The organism is Pseudomonas mosselii (assembly GCF_019823065.1).
GTDB classification, from domain to species: Bacteria; Pseudomonadota; Gammaproteobacteria; order Pseudomonadales; family Pseudomonadaceae; genus Aquipseudomonas; species Aquipseudomonas mosselii.
The window spans coordinates 1,374,162-1,393,084 of sequence record NZ_CP081966.1 but is presented as its reverse complement, the minus strand read 5'-3'; the positions used below and the strand labels follow the sequence as shown (position 1 = coordinate 1,393,084).

At 62.3% G+C, this 18,923-nt stretch carries 19 protein-coding genes; 14 read left to right on the top strand and 5 right to left on the bottom strand.

Annotation, left to right across the window (positions count from 1 at the left end):
- Window positions 1-48 precede the first annotated feature (48 nt).
- Entirely contained in the window at window positions 49-1,095 is a 1,047-nt protein-coding gene (gene pyrC / locus K5H97_RS06220; RefSeq protein ID WP_028690078.1) for a dihydroorotase, read from the top strand.
- Window positions 1,096-1,154: 59 nt separating this feature from the next.
- Window positions 1,155-1,766 carry a ribonuclease T gene (gene rnt, locus K5H97_RS06215; protein WP_225933324.1) on the top strand — a complete coding sequence of 204 codons (612 nt, stop codon included), beginning with the start codon at window positions 1,155-1,157 and terminating at the stop codon, window positions 1,764-1,766.
- 75 nt (window positions 1,767-1,841) lie between these two features.
- On the opposite strand, the gene K5H97_RS06210 is transcribed toward rnt, so the two are convergent.
- On the bottom strand, window positions 1,842-2,444 hold the full coding sequence (locus K5H97_RS06210; protein WP_003254945.1) for a peroxiredoxin: 603 nt from the start codon (window positions 2,442-2,444) through the stop codon (window positions 1,842-1,844).
- 213 nt (window positions 2,445-2,657) lie between these two features.
- Here K5H97_RS06210 and K5H97_RS06205 point away from each other — a divergent pair, with 213 nt between their 5' ends.
- On the top strand, window positions 2,658-2,879 hold the full coding sequence (locus tag K5H97_RS06205; RefSeq protein ID WP_028690080.1) for a bacterioferritin-associated ferredoxin: 222 nt from the start codon (window positions 2,658-2,660) through the stop codon (window positions 2,877-2,879).
- A gap of 200 nt (window positions 2,880-3,079) precedes the next feature.
- Window positions 3,080-3,553 (top strand): bacterioferritin, encoded by a 474-nt coding sequence (bfr, locus tag K5H97_RS06200; RefSeq protein ID WP_028690081.1) that lies wholly within the window; start codon window positions 3,080-3,082, stop codon window positions 3,551-3,553.
- Window positions 3,554-3,618: 65 nt separating this feature from the next.
- Here bfr and grxD read toward each other — a convergent pair whose 3' ends face one another.
- Window positions 3,619-3,954 (bottom strand): Grx4 family monothiol glutaredoxin, encoded by a 336-nt coding sequence (gene grxD, locus K5H97_RS06195; RefSeq protein ID WP_016713741.1) that lies wholly within the window; start codon window positions 3,952-3,954, stop codon window positions 3,619-3,621.
- A gap of 91 nt (window positions 3,955-4,045) precedes the next feature.
- Window positions 4,046-6,154 (bottom strand): molybdopterin oxidoreductase family protein, encoded by a 2,109-nt coding sequence (locus tag K5H97_RS06190; protein WP_028690082.1) that lies wholly within the window; start codon window positions 6,152-6,154, stop codon window positions 4,046-4,048.
- Between the two features lie 364 nt (window positions 6,155-6,518).
- Between K5H97_RS06190 and argF the strand changes: the two genes are divergently transcribed.
- Together argF and K5H97_RS06180 are read left to right on the top strand one after the other, a co-directional pair.
- Window positions 6,519-7,439 (top strand): ornithine carbamoyltransferase, encoded by a 921-nt coding sequence (gene argF / locus K5H97_RS06185; protein WP_028690083.1) that lies wholly within the window; start codon window positions 6,519-6,521, stop codon window positions 7,437-7,439.
- The gene (locus tag K5H97_RS06180) at window positions 7,436-8,545 is read left to right on the top strand and encodes an ABC transporter ATP-binding protein (protein ID WP_028690084.1); all 1,110 of its coding nucleotides are present in this window, start codon (window positions 7,436-7,438) and stop codon (window positions 8,543-8,545) included. Before argF ends, K5H97_RS06180 begins: the two co-directional genes overlap by 4 nt.
- Before the next feature lie 12 nt (window positions 8,546-8,557).
- Here the strand turns inward: K5H97_RS06180 and K5H97_RS06175 are convergent, their stop codons facing one another.
- Both K5H97_RS06175 and ybaK read right to left on the bottom strand, forming a co-directional pair.
- Window positions 8,558-9,337: a PhzF family phenazine biosynthesis protein gene (locus K5H97_RS06175; protein ID WP_028690085.1), complete on the bottom strand. Its 780-nt coding sequence runs from the start codon at window positions 9,335-9,337 to the stop codon at window positions 8,558-8,560.
- Window positions 9,338-9,436: 99 nt separating this feature from the next.
- Window positions 9,437-9,907 carry a Cys-tRNA(Pro) deacylase gene (gene ybaK / locus K5H97_RS06170; protein WP_028690086.1) on the bottom strand — a complete coding sequence of 157 codons (471 nt, stop codon included), beginning with the start codon at window positions 9,905-9,907 and terminating at the stop codon, window positions 9,437-9,439.
- A gap of 306 nt (window positions 9,908-10,213) precedes the next feature.
- Here ybaK and K5H97_RS06165 point away from each other — a divergent pair, with 306 nt between their 5' ends.
- The 8 genes from K5H97_RS06165 to K5H97_RS06130 all read left to right on the top strand — a co-directional run bounded on the left by K5H97_RS06165 (window position 10,214) and on the right by K5H97_RS06130 (window position 18,865).
- Entirely contained in the window at window positions 10,214-11,065 is an 852-nt protein-coding gene (locus K5H97_RS06165) for an MIP/aquaporin family protein (protein WP_028690087.1), read from the top strand.
- Window positions 11,066-11,144: 79 nt separating this feature from the next.
- Window positions 11,145-12,644 carry a glycerol kinase GlpK gene (glpK, locus tag K5H97_RS06160; protein WP_028690088.1) on the top strand — a complete coding sequence of 500 codons (1,500 nt, stop codon included), beginning with the start codon at window positions 11,145-11,147 and terminating at the stop codon, window positions 12,642-12,644.
- Window positions 12,645-12,757: 113 nt separating this feature from the next.
- The gene (gene glpR, locus K5H97_RS06155) at window positions 12,758-13,513 is read left to right on the top strand and encodes a DNA-binding transcriptional repressor GlpR (protein ID WP_028690089.1); all 756 of its coding nucleotides are present in this window, start codon (window positions 12,758-12,760) and stop codon (window positions 13,511-13,513) included.
- Window positions 13,514-13,781: 268 nt separating this feature from the next.
- Window positions 13,782-15,314 carry a glycerol-3-phosphate dehydrogenase gene (glpD, locus tag K5H97_RS06150; RefSeq protein WP_028690090.1) on the top strand — a complete coding sequence of 511 codons (1,533 nt, stop codon included), beginning with the start codon at window positions 13,782-13,784 and terminating at the stop codon, window positions 15,312-15,314.
- Window positions 15,315-15,650: 336 nt separating this feature from the next.
- The gene (locus tag K5H97_RS06145) at window positions 15,651-16,568 is read left to right on the top strand and encodes a glutamate/aspartate ABC transporter substrate-binding protein (RefSeq protein WP_028690091.1); all 918 of its coding nucleotides are present in this window, start codon (window positions 15,651-15,653) and stop codon (window positions 16,566-16,568) included.
- Between the two features lie 147 nt (window positions 16,569-16,715).
- Window positions 16,716-17,462 carry an amino acid ABC transporter permease gene (locus K5H97_RS06140; RefSeq protein WP_028690092.1) on the top strand — a complete coding sequence of 249 codons (747 nt, stop codon included), beginning with the start codon at window positions 16,716-16,718 and terminating at the stop codon, window positions 17,460-17,462.
- On the top strand, window positions 17,463-18,134 hold the full coding sequence (locus K5H97_RS06135) for an amino acid ABC transporter permease (RefSeq protein ID WP_028690093.1): 672 nt from the start codon (window positions 17,463-17,465) through the stop codon (window positions 18,132-18,134).
- Window positions 18,131-18,865: an amino acid ABC transporter ATP-binding protein gene (locus K5H97_RS06130; RefSeq protein WP_028690094.1), complete on the top strand. Its 735-nt coding sequence runs from the start codon at window positions 18,131-18,133 to the stop codon at window positions 18,863-18,865. Before K5H97_RS06135 ends, K5H97_RS06130 begins: the two co-directional genes overlap by 4 nt.
- Window positions 18,866-18,923: the final 58 nt, after the last annotated feature.

Sequence of the window (18,923 nt, the reverse complement as noted above, 5' to 3'; positions counted from 1 at the left end):
GTTTTCCGGTAGCATTGGCTTCTGAGTTCGACCCGCCTGGAATCTCCAATGTCCGATCGCCTGACCCTCCTGCGCCCCGACGACTGGCACATCCATCTGCGCGATGGTGCCGTTCTGCCACACACCGTCGGTGACGTGGCGCGCACCTTCGCCCGCGCCATCATCATGCCCAACCTGGTTCCGCCAGTGCGCAACGCCGTCGAGGCCGCTGCCTACCGCGAGCGCATCCTTGCCGCACGACCCGCCGGCAGCCGCTTCGAGCCGCTGATGGTGCTTTATCTCACCGACCGTACCAGCGCTGACGATGTGCGTGCCGCCAAGGCCAGCGGGATCGTGTACGCTGCCAAGCTTTACCCGGCCGGCGCCACCACCAACTCCGATTCGGGCGTGACCAGCATCGACAATATCTTCCCGGCGATCGAGGCCCTGGCCGAAACCGGCATGCCCCTGCTGGTGCACGGAGAAGTCACACGCAGCGAGATCGACGTGTTCGACCGCGAGAAGCGCTTCATCGACGAGCACATGCGCCGCCTGGTCGAACGCTTCCCGACCCTGAAGGTAGTGTTCGAGCACATCACCACCAGCGACGCCGCGCAGTTCGTCACCGAGGCGCCAGCCAACGTTGGTGCGACCATCACTGCCCAGCACCTGCTGTACAACCGCAATCACATGCTGGTCGGCGGTATCCGCCCACACTTCTACTGCTTGCCGATCCTCAAGCGCAACACCCACCAGGTGGCGCTGCTGGATGCCGCCACCAGCGGCAATCCGAAGTTCTTCCTCGGCACCGACTCGGCGCCCCACGCCAAGCATGCCAAGGAAGCCGCCTGCGGCTGTGCTGGCTGCTACACCGCTTACGCCGCCATCGAGATGTATGCCGAGGCGTTCGAACAGCGCAACGCACTGGACAAGCTCGAGGGCTTCGCCAGCAAGCACGGCCCGGACTTCTACGGCCTTGCTCGCAACACCGACACCATCACCTTGGTCCGTGAGGAATGGACCGCGCCGGACAGCCTGCCGTTCGGCGACAACACCGTGATCCCCCTGCGCGCCGGTGAGAAATTGCGCTGGCGCCTGCTGGAGGACAACGCGTGAGCGAAGACCTGTACGAAGACGACCAGGACAGCCAAGTCAGCAGCGGCTCGCGCCACCCCATGGCCGAGCGTTTTCGTGGCTACTTGCCAGTGGTGGTGGATGTCGAGACCGGCGGTTTCAACAGCGCCACCGACGCGCTGCTGGAGATCGCCGCCGTCACCATTGGCATGGACGAGAAGGGCTTCCTGTTCCCCGAACACACCTACTTCCACCGGGTCGAACCGTTCGAAGGGGCCAACATCGAGGCGGCCGCGCTGGAATTCACCGGCATCAAGCTGGACCACCCGCTGCGCATGGCAGTGAGCGAGGAAAGCGCACTGACCGATATCTTCCGCGGCGTGCGCAAGGCGCTGAAGGCCAATGGCTGCAAGCGGGCAATCCTGGTCGGGCACAACAGCAGCTTCGACCTGGGCTTCCTCAATGCCGCGGTGGCGCGCAACGACATCAAGCGCAACCCGTTCCACCCGTTCTCCAGCTTCGATACCGCCACCCTCGCCGGCCTCGCCTACGGCCAGACCGTGCTGGCCCGTGCCTGCCAGAGCGCGGACATCGACTTTGACGGACGCGAAGCGCATTCGGCGCGCTACGACACCGAGAAGACCGCCGAGCTGTTCTGCGGCATCGTCAATCGTTGGAAAGAAATGGGCGGCTGGCGCGACTTCAACGATTGAAGCCCGCCTAGCGCGACATGCTCGCGGGGTATAAAAAAACCGGCCACCAGGGCCGGTTTTTTATACGCGTGGCAATTACAGCTTGCCAGCGTTCTCGCTCAGATAGGCAGCAACGCCTTCCGGCGAAGCGTTCATGCCCTTGTCGCCTTTCTTCCAGTTGGCCGGGCAGACTTCGCCGTGCTCTTCGTGGAATTGCAGGGCGTCTACCAGGCGCAGCAGCTCGTCCATGTTGCGGCCCAGCGGCAGGTCATTGACGATCTGCGAGCGGACAACACCGTTGGTGTCGATCAGGAAGGCGCCACGGAAGGCCACGCCGCCTTCGGACTCGACGTCGTAGGCCTTGCAGATTTCGTGGGTCATGTCGGCTGCCAGGGTGTACTTGACTTGACCGATACCGCCGTTGTTGACCGGCGTGTTGCGCCAGGCGTTGTGGGTGAAGTGCGAGTCGATCGACACACCGATCACTTCCACGTTGCGCGCCTGGAAGTCAGGGATACGGTTGTCCAGGGCGATCAGCTCGGATGGGCAGACGAACGTGAAGTCCAGCGGGTAGAAGAATACCAGGCCGTACTTGCCCTTGATGGCCGAGGCCAGGTTGAAGCTGTCTACGATCTCGCCGTTGCCCAGCACGGCTGGAACGGTGAAGTCCGGGGCTTTTTTGCCAACGAGTACGCTCATTCGATCTCTCCTGATGAGGGGTGAAAAACCTTGCCCGGGCGGAACACGTCCCCCGGATCCAGCAAAGGCCGACCATCATACACAGCTTTACGTGACAGGCCGAATCTCGACCGCCGGTCGCTCTGGAACGCACCTCACACAAAGTGCTTTGACAAGCATTCTCATTACCATTACTCTCCAACGCATCGACTCAACCCGCGACGGTCAGCCTTTATGTATGTGTGTCTCTGTGTCGGTGTCACCGATGGACAGATCCGCGATGCGATCTACGAAGGATGCTGCAGCTACAAAGAAGTGCGAGCCGCCACCAATGTGGCCAGCCAGTGCGGCAAATGCGCCTGCCTCGCCAAGCAGGTGGTACGCGAAACCCTCACCGAGCTGCAACTAAGCCAGCAGGCTAGCCTGCCCTACCCCGTTGAGTTCAATGCGGCATAATTCCCGAATTCGAAGAACCGGACCCAGCGTCCGGTTTTTTTATGCCTGCAATTCAATAAGTTAGCGCTCGAACGCGGTTCACAAACATTCTTATTCCGATTAATTTTCACTTATTATTCAATAACTTAGGTTTGACATAGGAATAGCTCAGGCTCAAACTTCTCTGTATTGGCTCAACTTCTACAGGGCAGGACCCCATCATGAAAGGCGACGTAAGCGTCATCCAGCATCTCAACAAGATCCTCGGAAACGAGCTGGTCGCAATCAACCAGTACTTCCTGCACGCGCGCATGTACGAAGATTGGGGCCTGAACAGAATCGGCAAGCTCGAGTACAAAGAATCCATCCAGGCGATGAAGGACGCTGACAAGCTGATCAAGCGCATCCTTTTCCTCGAAGGCATCCCCAACGTGCAGGACCTGGGCAAGCTGATGATCGGCGAGCACACCAAGGAGATGCTCGACTGCGACCTGAAACTTGAGAAAAAGGCCCATGCCGACCTCAAGGCCGCCATTGCCCACTGCGAAACGGCTGGCGACTTCGGCTCGCGCGATGTGCTCGAAGACATCCTCGAAGACCAGGAAGAGCACATCGACTGGCTGGAGACCCAGCTGGGCCTGATCGACAAGATCACTATCGAGAACTACCTGCAGTCGCAGATGGGCGAAGAGTAAGTTTCGCCAGCTACAAAAAAGCCCCGCCTAGGCGGGGCTTTTTGCTACTTGCGGCAAACGCCGGATCAGGCTTCGGAAGCCTTGGCCTTGGCGGCCGCTTCCTTGATCAGGGTCTGCAGCTCACCCTTCTCGAACATTTCCAGCATGATGTCGCTGCCACCGACCAGCTCACCGGCCACCCACAGTTGCGGGAAAGTCGGCCAGTTGGCGTACTTGGGCAGGTTGGCGCGGATTTCCGGGTTCTGCAGGATGTCGACATAGGCGAACTTCTCACCACAACCCATCACTGCCTGCGAAGCCTTGGCCGAGAAGCCACACTGCGGCGCATTCGGCGAACCTTTCATGTAAAGCAGAATGGTGTTGTTGGCAATCTGCTCTTTGATTGTATCGATGATATCCATGAAGCACCTCGGCTGAACTTTCCGACAGGGTCGTCGGCACGGTGACGCATTGTATCGGAAAGCCGAGCAGCGTGCTCGGCCTTACCGTACTTCATGCGGCCTCGACCTGTACCGGCACGCCATTGAGGGCGGCATTGCCGGAAACGCCATCGCGCAAGTGTTCGTCGGTCAGGTCATTGGCACTCGCCCCCGGCTGTGCAGCAGCCACCTGCAAGCGCGCGCCCTGGCGCCCATGGCCGTAGCCATGGGGCAGGCTGACCACGCCTGGCATCATTTGCTCACTGGCCTGCACCGTCACCTCGATTACCCCGGTACGCGAGCGCACCCGCACCATCTGGCCGTCCTGCAAGTGCCGCCGGCGCAGGTCGTCCGGATGCATCAGCAACTGATGGCGCGGCTTGCCTTTGACCAACCGATGGTAGTTGTGCATCCACGAATTGTTGCTGCGCACGTGCCGACGGCCGATCAGCAGCAACTGGTCATCCGCAGGCGCGGCCATATGAGCGAGGCGCCGCAGGTCCTCGAGCAGTACGCCCGGGGCCGCCTCGACCTTGCCGCTGGCCGTGCGCAGGCGCGTCGTAAGGTTGGCGCGCAGCGGCCCGAGGTCAAGGCCATGGGGATGCGCGTCTAACACGCCTAGCGAGAGTTTCCAGGGCGTCTGCTCGCCATAAGGCCCCTTGCGCAGGGCGAAGTCGATCATCTGTGCCGGCGGCAGGGTGGCCTTGAGCTCGACCTGCGCGCGCTCGGCAAAAGCCTTGGCCAGCCCCACGAAGATCTCCCAGTCGTGCAATGCGCCCTCGGGCTTGGGCAGGATTGCCCGGTTGAAGCGGGTAACGTTGCGCACCGCCAGCAGGTTGAAGGTGGAATCGTAATGATCGTTCTCCAACGCCGAGGTCGACGGCAGGATCAGGTCGGCATGGCGCGTGGTCTCGTTGATGTACAAGTCAATACTGAGCATGAAGTCGAGGCCGGCCAGGGCGTCGTCCAGGCGTCGCCCGTTGGGCGTGGACAACACTGGGTTACCCGCCACGGTCACCAGTGCCCGCACCTGCCCCTCCCCGGGTTCGAGGATCTCTTCGGCCAGGGCCGACACCGGCAACTCGCCGCCGTACTCGGGCAAGCCCGAGACCCGGCTGCGCCATTGGTCGAAATGCCCGCCGCAAGTGCTGGCGACCAGGTCGACCGCAGGTGTCGTGCACAGGGCACCGCCCTCGCGATCAAGATTGCCGGTGACCAGGTTGATCAACTGCACCAACCAGTGGCACAGCGAACCGAAGACCTGGGTCGATACACCCATTCGGCCATAACACACCGCTTTGTCGGCAGCGGCGAAATCTCGCGCCAACTGGCGGATCGCCTCCGCCGGAATACCACACAGCGCGCTCATGGCGGTCGCATCGAACGGCAGGATGGCTTCGCGCACCTGTTCCAGCCCAGTGACCGGCAGATGCGAGCCCCGGGCCAGGTTCTCGCTGAACAGCGTATGCAGCAGGCCACACAACAGCGCCGCGTCGCCACCGGGGCGAATGAACAGGTGCTGGTCAGCCAGCGCCGCTGTCTCGCTGCGCCGCGGATCCACCACCACCAATTGTCCGCCTCGGGCCTTGAGCGCCTTGAGACGCTTTTCCACATCCGGCACGGTCATGATGCTGCCATTGGAAGCCAGGGGATTGCCGCCCAGGATCAGCATGAACTGGGTCTGATCGATGTCCGGAATGGGCAACAGCAGGCCATGGCCATACATCAGGTGGCTGGTCAGGTGCTGCGGCAACTGGTCCACTGAGGTCGCAGAGAAGCGATTGCGGGTCTTGAGCAGGCCGAGGAAGTAGTTGCTGTGGGTCATCAGCCCATAGTTGTGCACGCTGGGGTTGCCCTGGTAAACGGCCACCGCGTTGCGCCCGTGGGCCTGCTGGATCGCCCACAACCGCTCGGCGGCCAGGGCGAAGGCTTCGTTCCAGTCGATCGGCAACCACTGGTCACCGATGCGCCGGTGAGGCTGGCGCAGACGGTCGGGGTCCTCCTGGATGTCCTGCAGGGCGACCGCCTTGGGGCAGACATGGCCGCGGCTGAACGGATCCTGCTGATCGCCCTTGATCGAGCTGATCCGCGCCGGGCCATCTGTTTCATGGGTGACTTCGATATTCAGGCCACAGATGGCCTCGCACAGGTGACAGGCTCGGTGATGCAGGGTCTTGGTCATGGCCGCCTCTGCCTTGTTATTTTAAAGACTCGACTATGCGCCCGCCGATCGAGGCTCGCTAGAAAGGTTCGCGACGTGAATCGGACGATATCAGGGGGACGATTCGCGACAACGGGTTTGCCAAAAGCGCTCCGAGCCGTGTACAACCGCTGTAGCAAATAAAAAACAGCTAGCCGGCAAGGGCTTACGACACCCATTGACACAGAGGCGCTGTTTCCCCTCTTGGTTTCAGGCGACATTTAATTATAGTATTGCGCCTTTCCCTATTCCGTCCGCCCTGTGCGGCTTACGCCGCAGGTCACCCCCGTTGTCAACAAAACCCATACGGTCGACCTGCAAAACGTTGCAGATAAGGTAGTCAATCATGAGCGCTAGGCACTTTCTCTCCCTGCTGGATTTCACCGCTGACGAATTGCTCGGCGTGATCCGTCGCGGCATTGAGCTGAAGGACCTGCGCAAACGAGGCGTGCTGTTCGAGCCGCTGAAAAACCGCGTGCTGGGCATGATCTTCGAGAAGTCCTCGACCCGCACCCGGGTGTCTTTCGAGGCCGGCATGATCCAGCTCGGCGGCCAGGCCATCTTCCTGTCGCCGCGCGACACCCAGCTGGGCCGCGGCGAGCCGATCGCCGACAGCGCCATCGTGCTGTCGAGCATGGTCGACGCGGTGATGATCCGCACCCACGCCCACAGCACCCTCACCGAGTTCGCCGCCAACGCGAAGGTGCCGGTCATCAACGGCCTGTCCGACGAGTCGCACCCCTGCCAACTGCTGGCCGACATGCAGACTTTCTTCGAGCACCGTGGCGCGATCCAGGGCAAGACCGTGGCCTGGGTCGGCGACGGCTTCAACATGTGCAACTCCTATATCGAAGCTGCCGTGCAGTTCGATTTCCAACTGCGCATCACCTGCCCTGAAGGCTACGAGCCTGATCAACGCTTCCTGGCGCTGGGCGGTGACCGCGTGCAGATCATCCGTGATCCGAAAGAAGCCGTGCGCGGCGCTCACCTGGTGACCACGGATGTCTGGACTTCCATGGGCCAGGAAGAGGAAACTGCACGGCGCCTGGCGCATTTCGCGCCTTACCAGGTCACCCGCGAACTGCTCGACCTGGCGGCACCCGATGCCCTGTTCATGCATTGCCTGCCCGCCCACCGTGGCGAGGAAATCAGCCAGGACCTGCTCGACGACCCTCGTTCGGTCGCCTGGGACGAAGCTGAAAACCGCCTGCATGCGCAGAAGGCCCTTCTGGAATTCCTTGTAGAACCGGCTTACCACCACGCATGAGTCAACAGCTACTGCTCAACCTGCGCAACCTCGCCTGCGGCTATGGCGAGCAACGCATCGTCCAGAACCTCAACCTGCACCTGAACGCAGGCGACATCGGTTGCCTGCTGGGGTCCTCCGGCTGCGGCAAGACCACCACGCTGCGCGCCATCGCCGGCTTCGAGCCGGTGCACGATGGCGAAATCCAGCTAGCCGGCGAAGTCATTTCCCGCGCCGGGTTCACCCTGGCCCCGGAAAAGCGCCGGATTGGCATGGTGTTCCAGGACTACGCCCTGTTCCCACACCTTACCGTGGCGCAGAACATCGCCTTCGGCATCGGCAAGCATCCGCGCCAGGCGGCGGTGGTCGACGAGATGCTCGAACTGGTCAAGCTCGGCGGCCTGGGCGGGCGCTACCCGCACGAACTGTCCGGTGGCCAGCAGCAGCGCGTGGCCCTGGCCCGGGCGCTGGCGCCGGAGCCACAGCTGCTGCTGCTCGACGAGCCGTTCTCCAACCTCGACGTGGAGCTGCGTCGGCGCCTGAGCCATGAGGTGCGCGACATTCTCAAGAGCCGTGGCACCAGCGCCATCCTGGTCACCCACGACCAGGAGGAAGCCTTTGCCGTCAGCGACCATGTAGGCGTGTTCAAAGAAGGTCGTCTGGAACAGTGGGACACCCCCTACAACCTCTACCACGAGCCGCAGACCCCGTTCGTCGCCAGCTTCATCGGCCAGGGTTACTTCATTCGCGGCCAGATGAGCAGCCACGAGTCGGTCACCACCGAACTCGGCGAGCTGCGCGGCAACCGCGCCTACACCATGGCTCCCGGCAGCTCGGTGGACGTGCTGCTGCGCCCGGATGATATCGTCCATGCTCCCGACAGCCCGTTGCGGGCGCGGATCATCGGCAAGAGCTTCCTCGGCGCCTCGACGCTGTATCGCCTGCAACTGCCCACCGGCAGCCAGCTCGAGTCGATTTTCCCCAGCCACAATGACCATCAGGTCGGCCAGGATGTCGGCATTGCGGTTGCTGCGGACCACCTGGTGCTGTTCGCGGTGCCCGGTAGCGTCGCTGCGCAGCTCTCCAGCCATGAGCAAGGCGTGCGACGCGTCAGCTGCGCACATTGATGCGCTAGATCCTCACAGCATCAATGTGCCGCTGGCGACGCGCCTTGCCATCCCGCCGATCTTCACCCGCTCGCCTTCCAGACGACAGAACAGCTCACCGCCCCTGGTCGAACACTGGAAGGCCTGCAGCTCGGACTTGCCAAGTCGCGCCGCCCAGTACGGGATCAGTGAGCAATGGGTGGAGCCGGTGACCGGGTCTTCCGGGATGCCAATGCCCGGAGCGAAATAGCGCGATACGAAATCATGCCGCTCGCCTGGAGCCGTCACGATCACTCCCAAGCCCGGCAGGCGAGCCAGCGCTGCCATGTCCGGCGCGCAATCGCGTACCGCTTGCTCCGAGTCGAGCACCACGAACAGCTCGCGGGTCTGGTAGACCTCGCGCACCTCGCAGCCCAGCGCTTCGGCCACCGCCACTGGCTCGGTCAACGGCTGCGGATCGATGCGCGGGAAGTCCAACCACAGGCGGCCATTCTCACGGCTGACGCTCAGCAGGCCCGAACGGCTCTTGAAGTCCAGGCGCGGCGCCTGCTCAGCATAGACGTCGAACAGGACATGAGCGCTGGCCAGGGTGGCGTGACCACACAGGGGGACTTCGGTGCTCGGGGTGAACCAGCGGATCCGATAGCCATCATCCTCGGCCACCACGAACGCGGTTTCGGCAAGGTTGTGCTCGGCGGCCACCTGCTGCATCAGGCCATCTTCGAGCCACTGGTCCAGGCGGTAGACCATGGCCGGGTTGCCAGCGAAGGGGCGGTCACTGAAGGCGTCCACCTGATGAAAATGCAACTGCATGCCACGACTCCTGTATCTGGCGGGAAAGGTCCCGAGCATGCGGCATGCCGCCAGGGCCCGACAGTGACAGAGTCGTAGAATTTCTATCAGTACAGATGATCAGCCGCGACCGATCTCGGCGAACTGTGCCTGGGTGTGGGTCGCCAGCACTGTGGCGGCCAGCTCCACTTCAAGACCACGGCGGCCAGCGCTCACATGAATCGTTTCATGTTGTTGCGCGGATTGATCGATAAAAGTGCGCAAGCGCTTCTTCTGCCCCAGCGGGCTGATCCCGCCGACCAGGTAACCCGTGGCGCGCTGGGCGGCCTGCGGGTCGGCCATTTCGCACTTTTTCACTCCCGCCGCGTGGGCCAGGGCCTTCAGGTCGAGGGTCCCGACCACCGGCACCACGGCCACCAGCAGTTCGCCCTTTTCACTGCTGGCGAGCAAGGTTTTGAATACCCGCAACGGGTCAAGGCCGAGCTTTTCCGCCGCCTCCAGGCCATACGAGGCGGTTTTCGGATCATGTTCGTAACTGTGCACGCGGTGCTCGGCGCGCGCCTTCTTCAAAAGGTCCAGGGCGGGGGTCATCAACGGCTCCAGTCGATCACAAGTCGCCCGGTACTTTAGGGCAATTCTACCGGTGCAGCCAGCGCAGGTCCCAGGCTAGAGCAGCGGCCATGGATTCACGACCCGGTGCGTCAGTCAGATTGTGGCCAAGCGTTCATTTTCGACCTTTGACATCAGCGTTTCTTGTCTATATTTTTTCGTTTATGAATAAATGGTGCACCTATAAGGTGCACTACCTGTACCTGCCCGGCGTCAATGGGGATCGACTCCGGGCTTTTTTGCTGTCGAGCGCCCAGCGCCTCACAACAACAAGAACCGAGGTCACACATGACAACTGCTCTACGCGAACCCACGTTATCCGCCCAATGCCTGGCCGAGTTTCTCGGCACCGCCCTGCTCATCTTCTTCGGCACCGGTTGTGTCGCCGCGCTCAAGGTCGCTGGCGCCAGCTTCGGCCTGTGGGAGATCAGCATCATCTGGGGGGTCGGCGTGAGCATGGCGATCTACCTGACCGCCGGCGTCTCCGGCGCGCACCTGAACCCAGCGGTCAGCATCGCCCTGGCGGTGTTCGCCGGTTTCGACAAGCGCAAGCTGCCGTTCTACATGCTGGCCCAGGTGTGCGGCGCATTCTGCGGCGCGGCCCTGGTGTACTTCCTGTACAGCAACCTATTCTTCGATTTCGAACAAAGCCACGCCATGGTACGCGGCAGCCAGGCCAGCCTGGAGCTGGCCTCGGTGTTCTCCACCTACCCGCACCCGGCGCTGTCCACTGGCCAGGCCTTCCTGGTCGAAGTGATCATCACCGCGATCCTGATGGCCGTGATCATGGCCCTGACCGACGACAACAACGGTCTGCCACGCGGCGCCACCGCCCCGCTGCTGATCGGCCTGCTGATCGCCGTGATCGGCAGCGCCATGGGACCGCTGACCGGCTTCGCAATGAACCCGGCGCGAGATTTCGGGCCTAAACTGATGACCTTCCTGGCCGGCTGGGGCGAAGTCGCCTTCACCGGCGGGCGCGATATTCCGTATTTCCTGGTGCCGGTGTTCGCGCCAATCCTCGGTGCCAGCCTGGGCGCGGCCCTGTACCGTGGGGTGATCGCCCGCAACTTGCCGACAACCCAGGCTGCGGCCCAACAGACAGACGATAATCCTCAGGGTGATACCCAGGTTTCCTGATGCCAGCGCCGGGCCCGGACCGCAAGGCCGGCGCCCGCCACGCCCTGACCTACTCCCTTATTCGTGCAAGGCCACCGACATGACCGATACCCTGGACAAGAACTACATCATCGCCCTGGACCAGGGCACCACCAGTTCGCGCGCCATCATCTTTGATCGCGACGCCAACGTGGTGGGCACCTCGCAGCGTGAATTCGCCCAGCATTACCCGCAGGCGGGCTGGGTCGAACACGACCCGATGGAAATCTTCGCTACCCAGAGCGCGACCATGGTCGAGGCCCTGGCCCAGGCCGGCATCAGCCACGCCCAGGTCGCCGCCATCGGCATCACCAACCAGCGTGAGACCACCGCCGTCTGGGACAAGGAAACCGGCCGCCCGGTGTACAACGCCATCGTCTGGCAATGCCGCCGCAGCACCGACATCTGCGCCCAGCTCAAGCGCGACGGCCACGAGCAGTACATCCGCGAAGCCACCGGCCTGGTCACCGACCCGTACTTCTCCGGCACCAAGCTCAAGTGGATACTCGACAATGTCGAAGGCGCCCGCGAACGCGCCGAACGTGGCGAGCTGCTGTTCGGCACCATCGATACCTGGCTGATCTGGAAATTCTCCGGCGGCAAGGTGCATGTCACCGACTACACCAACGCCTCGCGTACGCTGATGTTCAACATCCATTCGCTGCAGTGGGACGAGAAGCTGCTCGATATCCTCGGCATTCCGCGCCAGATGCTGCCTGAAGTGCGCCCATCGTCCGAGGTCTATGGCAAGACCAAGAGCGGCATCGACATCGCCGGTATCGCCGGCGACCAGCAATCGGCGCTGTTCGGCCAGATGTGCGTCGAACCGGGCCAGGCCAAGAACACCTACGGCACCGGCTGCTTCCTGCTGATGAACACCGGCGCCAAGGCGGTCCAGTCGTCTCACGGCCTGCTCACCACCATCGCTTGCGGCCCACGCGGCGAGGTGGCCTACGCCCTCGAGGGCGCGGTGTTCAATGGCGGCTCGACCGTGCAGTGGCTGCGCGACGAGCTGAAGATCGTCAACGACGCCTACGACACCGAGTACTTCGCCAGCAAGGTCAAGGACAGCAATGGCGTCTACCTGGTACCGGCCTTCACCGGCCTGGGCGCGCCGTACTGGGATCCGTACGCTCGTGGCGCATTGTTCGGCCTGACCCGTGGCGTCAAGGTCGATCACATCATTCGCGCCGCCCTGGAGTCGATCGCCTACCAGACCCGCGATGTGCTCGACGCCATGCAGCAGGACTGCGGCCAGCGCCTCTCCGAACTGCGCGTGGACGGTGGCGCAGTGGCCAACAACTTCCTCATGCAGTTCCAGGCCGACATTCTCGGCACCTGCGTCGAGCGTCCGAAGATGCGCGAGACCACGGCGCTGGGCGCGGCCTACCTGGCGGGCCTTGCCTGCGGCTTCTGGAGCGGCCTGGACGAGTTGCGCGACAAGGCGATCATCGAACGCGAGTTCAGCCCGCAGCTCGATGAAGCGGCGAAAGAGAAGCTGTACAAGGGCTGGCGCAAGGCTGTGGATCGTACCCGCGACTGGGAAGATCACGACGCCTGATCTAGTAATGCAGGGGCTGCCGTGCAGCCCCAGTTGACCAACGGCCTACTGGTCGTCATCTCCGTCCTACGGCATCATTGCAGAATTTGTCCGGCAGCCCCAAAGGACCGCCCATGAATCTGCACCCACGCCAACAACAAATCCTCGAGCTCGTCCGCGAACGCGGCTATGTCAGCATCGAAGAGATGGCGCAGCTGTTCGTCGTCACCCCGCAGACCATCCGCCGCGATATCAACCAGCTTGCCGAGGGCAACCTGCTGCGCCGTTATCACGGTGGCGCGGCCTACGACTCGAGCATTGAGAACACCGCCTACGCCATGCGCGCCGACCAGATGCGCGACGAGAAGCAACGCATCGCCGAAGCCGTGGCACGGCAGATTCCCGACCATGCCTCACTGTTCATCAACATCGGCACCACCACCGAATCCATCGCCCGCGCCCTGCTCAACCACAACCACCTGAAGGTCATCACCAACAACCTGCACGTGGCGGCGATCCTGGCGGCCAAGGACGACTTCGAGGTACTGGTGGCCGGCGGCACGGTCCGTCGCGACGGCGGCGTGGTCGGCCAGGCAAGCGTCGACTTCATCAGCCAATTCAAGGTCGATTTCGCCGTGGTCGGCATCAGCGGTATCGACGAAGACGGCAGCCTGCTGGACTTCGACTACCAGGAAGTACGTGTATCCCAGGCGATCATCAGCAACGCCCGCCAGGTGCTACTGGCGGCGGACTCGAGCAAGTTCGGCCGCAATGCCATGGTTCGCCTCGGTTCGATCAGCCTGATCGACTGCCTGGTGACCGACCAGGCCCCTTCTTCTGCCCTGACGCAGTTGCTCAATCAGTACAAGATTCGTCTCGAGGTGGTTTGAAGCAGAGGCCGTGGGAGGGCGAAGGGCGCAGGCCTCAGCCCTTGTATCGCCTGTGAGATCAAGCGCCGCGCGGGCGGCGCTCGATCTCAATACCCCTGAAAATCTTCTACCGTTCACCCCACCTTTTTCACAAATGTTCATTTCCCTGTCATCCGATCAGTTTTTTCTATAAAGACTGACTGGCAGCCGCCTGTTCATTGCGCTAGTATTTTCGAAAACGAACATTAATGTTCATATTCGATGTGAACAGCCCCAGGAGGCCTTGCCCGTGTCCCAGCCCGTTTCGTCCCAGCCACCACTCCAGGACTGCTACGACCTCGCCGTGATCGGCGGTGGCATCAATGGCGTCGGTATCGCTGCCGATGCCGCCGGGCGCGGTCTGAAGGTGTTCCTTTGCGAAAAGGATGACCTGGCACAGCACACCTCCTCGGCCAGCAGCAAGCTGATCCACGGCGGCCTGCGCTACCTGGAGCACTACGAATTCCGCCTGGTGCGCGAAGCACTGGCCGAGCGTGAAGTGCTGCTGGCCAAGGCGCCGCACATCGTCAAGCCTATGCGCTTCGTGCTGCCCCATCGCCCGCACCTGCGCCCGGCCTGGATGATCCGTGCCGGCCTGTTCCTCTATGACCACCTGGGCAAGCGCAAGCGTCTGGGCGCCTCGCGCGGCCTGCGATTCGGCCCAGGCTACCCGCTCAAGCCAGTCATCACCCGCGGCTTCGAATACGCCGACTGCGCGGTGGACGATGCTCGCCTGGTGGTGCTCAATGCCATGGCCGCCCGGGAGAAAGGCGCGCACATCCATACCCGCACCCGTTGCCTGCGCGCCGAACGCGTCGACGGCCTGTGGCAGGTGGAACTGCAGCATGCCGATGGCAGCCTGCAGAGCATCCGCGCCCGGGCACTGGTGAACGCTGCCGGCCCTTGGGTCGCCAGCTTCATCAAGGACGACCTCAAGCTCGATGCGCCGTACGGCATTCGCCTGATACAAGGCAGCCACCTGATCGTGCCGCGCCTGTACGAGGGCGAACACGCCTACATCCTGCAGAACGAAGACCAGCGCATCGTCTTCTGCATTCCTTACCTGGATCGCTTCACCCTGATCGGCACCACCGACCGCGAATACAGCGGTGACCCGGCCAAGGTGGCGATCACCGAACAGGAAACCGACTATCTGCTCAAGGTGGTCAACGAGCACTTCAACCACCAGCTCAGCCGCGCCGATATCCTGCACACCTATTCCGGCGTGCGCCCGCTGTGCAACGACGAATCGGACAACCCTTCGGCCGTGACCCGCGACTACACCCTGGCGCTGTCTGCCGCCCAGGGCGAGGCGCCGTTGCTGTCTGTGTTTGGCGGCAAGCTGACCACATACCGCAAGCTGGCCGAATCAGCCATGGCCGAGCTGCAGCCATTCTTCACCCAGATGCGCGGCAGTTGGACCGCAGGCGCACCACTCCCCGGCGGTGAAAGCATGACAACCGCACCAGCCCTGGTCGATGCGCTGGTGGCACGTCATGCCTGGCTGCCACTGGATATTGCCAAGCGTTGGGCCACGACCTATGGCAGCCGTGTGTGGCGTCTGCTCGACGGTGTCAGCGGCCCCGAAGACCTCGGCCAGTCGATGGGCGGTGGCCTGTTCACCCGCGAGGTCGACTACCTGTGCACCGAAGAATGGGCCAGCAGCGCCGACGACATCCTCTGGCGCCGCACCAAGCTGGGCCTGTTCACCAGTGCGATCGAGCAACAGGCACTGGCTGACTACTTGCAGCAGACCCAGGGCAACCGCGTGCAGGCTGCCTGACGCCAAACTGCTAAAGCTTGGGTTCGATCATCATCCATGGGGCCGCTTTGCGGCCCCAATGCATCTGACTGATGCATCTGCGCGCAGCCATTCGTTCGGATTTCCGAATGCGCCACGTCCCATCCTTTCGGAAATCCGTACGACACATACTGTCGTAAAGGCATCAAAAAACATTAATCCCCAGCATTTTCGCGGCGTTATGATCGACATCAGAGCTTGGCACGACTCATGCTCTACACTTGGAAGCCGAATGCACCACGCTTCATGCTGTATTCGTTGAACGAAAGAGTCCGCCAACGGCTCCATAAAAAAAACAAACACGTCGAGGAAAATTTGATGCGCATCGTTCGTCAATTGCTGGGCGCCGCCATCGCGGCAGCAGTCATTTCGTCGCCGGTCATGGCCGAAGAACTGACCGGCACCCTGAAGAAGATCAAGGACTCCGGCACCATCACCCTGGGCCATCGCGACTCCTCCATCCCGTTCTCCTACCTGGCCGGCAGCACCGCACCGGTAGGCTACTCCCACGACATCCAGCTGGCCGTCGTCGACGCCCTGAAGAAGCAACTGGGCACCGACATCAAGATCAAGTACAACCTGGTCACCTCGCAGACCCGCATCCCGCTGGTGCAGAACGGCACCGTGGACCTTGAGTGCGGTTCCACCACCAACAACGTCGAGCGCCAGCAGCAGGTCGGCTTCTCGGTGGGCATCTTCGAAGTCGGCACCCGCCTGCTGACCAAGGTCAAGGATGGCCAGCCTTCCTATAAAGACTTTGCCGACCTGGCCGGCAAGAACGTGGTGACCACCGCCGGCACCACCTCCGAGCGCATCCTCAAGGCGATGAACGCCGACAAGCAGATGAAGATGAACGTGATCTCCGCCAAGGACCACGGTGAAGCCTTCAACATGCTCGAAAGCGGCCGCGCCGTGGCCTTCATGATGGACGACGCCCTGCTGGCCGGTGAAATGGCCAAGGCCAAGAAGCCTGCCGACTGGGTCATCACCGGCACGCCACAGTCGTACGAAATCTACGGCTGCATGGTGCGCAAGGACGACCCGGCCTTCAAGAAAGCGGTCGACGAGGCCATCGTCGCCTACTTCAAGTCGGGTGAAGTCAACAAGAGCTACGACAAGTGGTTCCAGCAGCCGATCCCGCCAAAGGGCCTGAACCTGCAGTTCCCGATGAGCGACGAGCTGAAGAAGCTGATCGCCGAGCCGACCGACAAGGCGGCGGACGAGAAGAAGTCCTGACCTCCGGCAAATAGTGGCCTGAAGCGCCTCCGCGCGAATCCATCCAACAGGCCACTTAGTTAGTGTCTAACCTTTACATCCGAGGGCGTCGAACGCCCCCGGGTGTATCGAGGTGCCCGTGAAACAACCGTCTGAGGGGAAATCCCGATGAATTACAACTGGGACTGGGGCGTGTTCTTCAAGTCCACTGGCGTGGGCAGCGAAACCTATCTGGACTGGTACATCAGCGGTCTGGGCTGGACAATCGCCATCGCCATCTCCGCCTGGATCATCGCCTTGCTGCTGGGCTCGCTGCTCGGCGTGATGCGTACCGTACCCAACCGTCTGGTGTCAGGGATCGCCACCGCCTACGTCGAACTGTTCCGCAACGTGCCGCTGCTGGTGCAACTGTTCATCTGGTACTTCCTGGTGCCGGACCTGCTGCCAGAAGGCCTGCAGGAATGGTTCAAGCAGGACCTCAACCCGACCACCTCGGCACTGATCAGCGTGGTCATCTGCCTCGGCCTGTTCACCGCCGCCCGTGTCTGCGAGCAGGTGCGCACCGGCATCCAGGCGCTGCCCCGCGGCCAGGAGTCGGCCGGGCGCGCGATGGGCTTCAGCCTCCCGCAGATCTACATGAACGTGCTGCTGCCCCAGGCCTACCGGATCATTATTCCGCCGCTCACCTCGGAATTTTTGAACGTGTTCAAGAACTCCTCGGTGGCCTCGCTGATCGGCCTGATGGAGCTGCTGGCGCAGACCAAGCAGACTGCCGAGTTCTCCGCGAACCTGTTCGAAGCATTCACCCTGGCCACCCTGATCTACTTCACCCTGAACATGGGCCTGATGCTGCTCATGCGCATGGTCGAGAAGAAAGTCGCGGTACCGGGCCTGATTTCCGTGGGAGGCAAGTAAATGGACATGGATTTCAGTGAAATCATCCCGGCCCTGCCCGCCCTCTGGGACGGCATGGTCCTGACCCTGCAACTGATGGTCATGGGCGTGGTCGGCGGTATTGCCCTGGGTACCATCCTTGCCCTGATGCGCCTGTCGTCGAACAAGCTGCTAGCTAATATCGCTGGCGCCTACGTCAACTACTTCCGCTCCATCCCGCTGCTGCTGGTGATCACCTGGTTCTACCTGGCGGTGCCGTTCGTGCTGCGCTGGATCACCGGCGAAGACACCCCGGTGGGCGCCTTCACCTCCTGCGTCGTGGCCTTCATGATGTTCGAGGCGGCCTACTTCTGCGAAATCGTCCGCGCCGGCGTGCAGTCGATCTCCAAGGGCCAGATGGGCGCCGCGCAGGCGCTGGGCATGAGCTACGGCCAGTGCATGCGCCTGATCATCCTGCCCCAGGCGTTTCGCAAGATGACCCCGCTGCTTTTGCAACAGAGCATCATCCTGTTCCAGGACACCTCGCTGGTCTACACCGTCGGCCTGATCGATTTCCTCAACTCGGCCCGCTCCAACGGCGACATCATCGGGCGCTCCCATGAGTTCCTGATCTTCGCCGGTGTCGTCTACTTCCTCATCAGCTTCTCCGCTTCCTGGTTGGTCAAGCGCCTGCAAAAAAGGATCGCCGTATGATTTCCATCAAGAACGTCAACAAGTGGTACGGGGACTTCCAGGTGCTGACCGACTGCAGCACCGAGGTCAAGAAGGGGGAAGTGGTGGTCGTGTGCGGCCCGTCCGGCTCGGGCAAGTCGACCCTGATCAAGTGCGTCAACGCACTGGAACCCTTCCAGAAGGGCGACATCGTGGTCGACGGGACCTCCATCGCCGACCCGAAGACCAACCTGCCCAAGCTGCGTTCGCGGGTGGGCATGGTGTTCCAGCACTTCGAGCTGTTCCCTCACCTGTCGATCACCGAGAACCTGACCATCGCCCAGCGCAAGGTGCTCGGCCGCAGCGAGGCGGAAGCCACCAAGAAAGGCCTGGCCCTGCTCGACCGCGTAGGCCTCGGCGCCCACGCCAAGAAGCATCCCGGCCAGCTGTCCGGTGGCCAGCAGCAGCGCGTGGCGATCGCTCGCGCCCTGTCGATGGACCCGATCGTCATGCTGTTCGACGAACCGACCTCGGCGCTGGACCCGGAGATGGTCAACGAAGTGCTCGACGTGATGGTCGAGCTGGCCCACGAAGGCATGACCATGATGTGCGTAACCCACGAGATGGGCTTTGCGCGCAAGGTCGCCAACCGGGTGATCTTCATGGACAAGGGCCACATCATCGAGGATTGCCAGAAGGAAGACTTCTTCGGCAACCCCGAAGGCCGCCACGAACGCACTCAACACTTCCTCAGCAAGATCCTGCAACACTAAGCAGGCGCTGCTGCCCGGCGCTGCCGGGCAGCGGATGCTGGTGGTGACAAGGCCACTG

What these genes read in the sequence shown, in the direction of transcription:
- K5H97_RS06130 (WP_028690094.1), top strand. Translation starts at nt 18,131, where the DNA reads ATGATTTCCATCAAGAACGTCAACAAGTGGTACGGGGACTTCCAGGTG.
- K5H97_RS06190 (WP_028690082.1), bottom strand. Translation starts at nt 6,154, where the DNA reads ATGACCAAGACCCTGCATCACCGAGCCTGTCACCTGTGCGAGGCCATC.
- K5H97_RS06140 (WP_028690092.1), top strand. Translation starts at nt 16,716, where the DNA reads ATGAATTACAACTGGGACTGGGGCGTGTTCTTCAAGTCCACTGGCGTG.
- glpK (WP_028690088.1), top strand. Translation starts at nt 11,145, where the DNA reads ATGACCGATACCCTGGACAAGAACTACATCATCGCCCTGGACCAGGGC.
- K5H97_RS06205 (WP_028690080.1), top strand. Translation starts at nt 2,658, where the DNA reads ATGTATGTGTGTCTCTGTGTCGGTGTCACCGATGGACAGATCCGCGAT.
- K5H97_RS06180 (WP_028690084.1), top strand. Translation starts at nt 7,436, where the DNA reads ATGAGTCAACAGCTACTGCTCAACCTGCGCAACCTCGCCTGCGGCTAT.
- grxD (WP_016713741.1), bottom strand. Translation starts at nt 3,954, where the DNA reads ATGGATATCATCGATACAATCAAAGAGCAGATTGCCAACAACACCATT.
- K5H97_RS06145 (WP_028690091.1), top strand. Translation starts at nt 15,651, where the DNA reads ATGCGCATCGTTCGTCAATTGCTGGGCGCCGCCATCGCGGCAGCAGTC.
- argF (WP_028690083.1), top strand. Translation starts at nt 6,519, where the DNA reads ATGAGCGCTAGGCACTTTCTCTCCCTGCTGGATTTCACCGCTGACGAA.
- bfr (WP_028690081.1), top strand. Translation starts at nt 3,080, where the DNA reads ATGAAAGGCGACGTAAGCGTCATCCAGCATCTCAACAAGATCCTCGGA.
- pyrC (WP_028690078.1), top strand. Translation starts at nt 49, where the DNA reads ATGTCCGATCGCCTGACCCTCCTGCGCCCCGACGACTGGCACATCCAT.
- K5H97_RS06165 (WP_028690087.1), top strand. Translation starts at nt 10,214, where the DNA reads ATGACAACTGCTCTACGCGAACCCACGTTATCCGCCCAATGCCTGGCC.
- ybaK (WP_028690086.1), bottom strand. Translation starts at nt 9,907, where the DNA reads ATGACCCCCGCCCTGGACCTTTTGAAGAAGGCGCGCGCCGAGCACCGC.
- K5H97_RS06135 (WP_028690093.1), top strand. Translation starts at nt 17,463, where the DNA reads ATGGACATGGATTTCAGTGAAATCATCCCGGCCCTGCCCGCCCTCTGG.
- K5H97_RS06210 (WP_003254945.1), bottom strand. Translation starts at nt 2,444, where the DNA reads ATGAGCGTACTCGTTGGCAAAAAAGCCCCGGACTTCACCGTTCCAGCC.
- K5H97_RS06175 (WP_028690085.1), bottom strand. Translation starts at nt 9,337, where the DNA reads ATGCAGTTGCATTTTCATCAGGTGGACGCCTTCAGTGACCGCCCCTTC.
- rnt (WP_225933324.1), top strand. Translation starts at nt 1,155, where the DNA reads ATGGCCGAGCGTTTTCGTGGCTACTTGCCAGTGGTGGTGGATGTCGAG.
- glpR (WP_028690089.1), top strand. Translation starts at nt 12,758, where the DNA reads ATGAATCTGCACCCACGCCAACAACAAATCCTCGAGCTCGTCCGCGAA.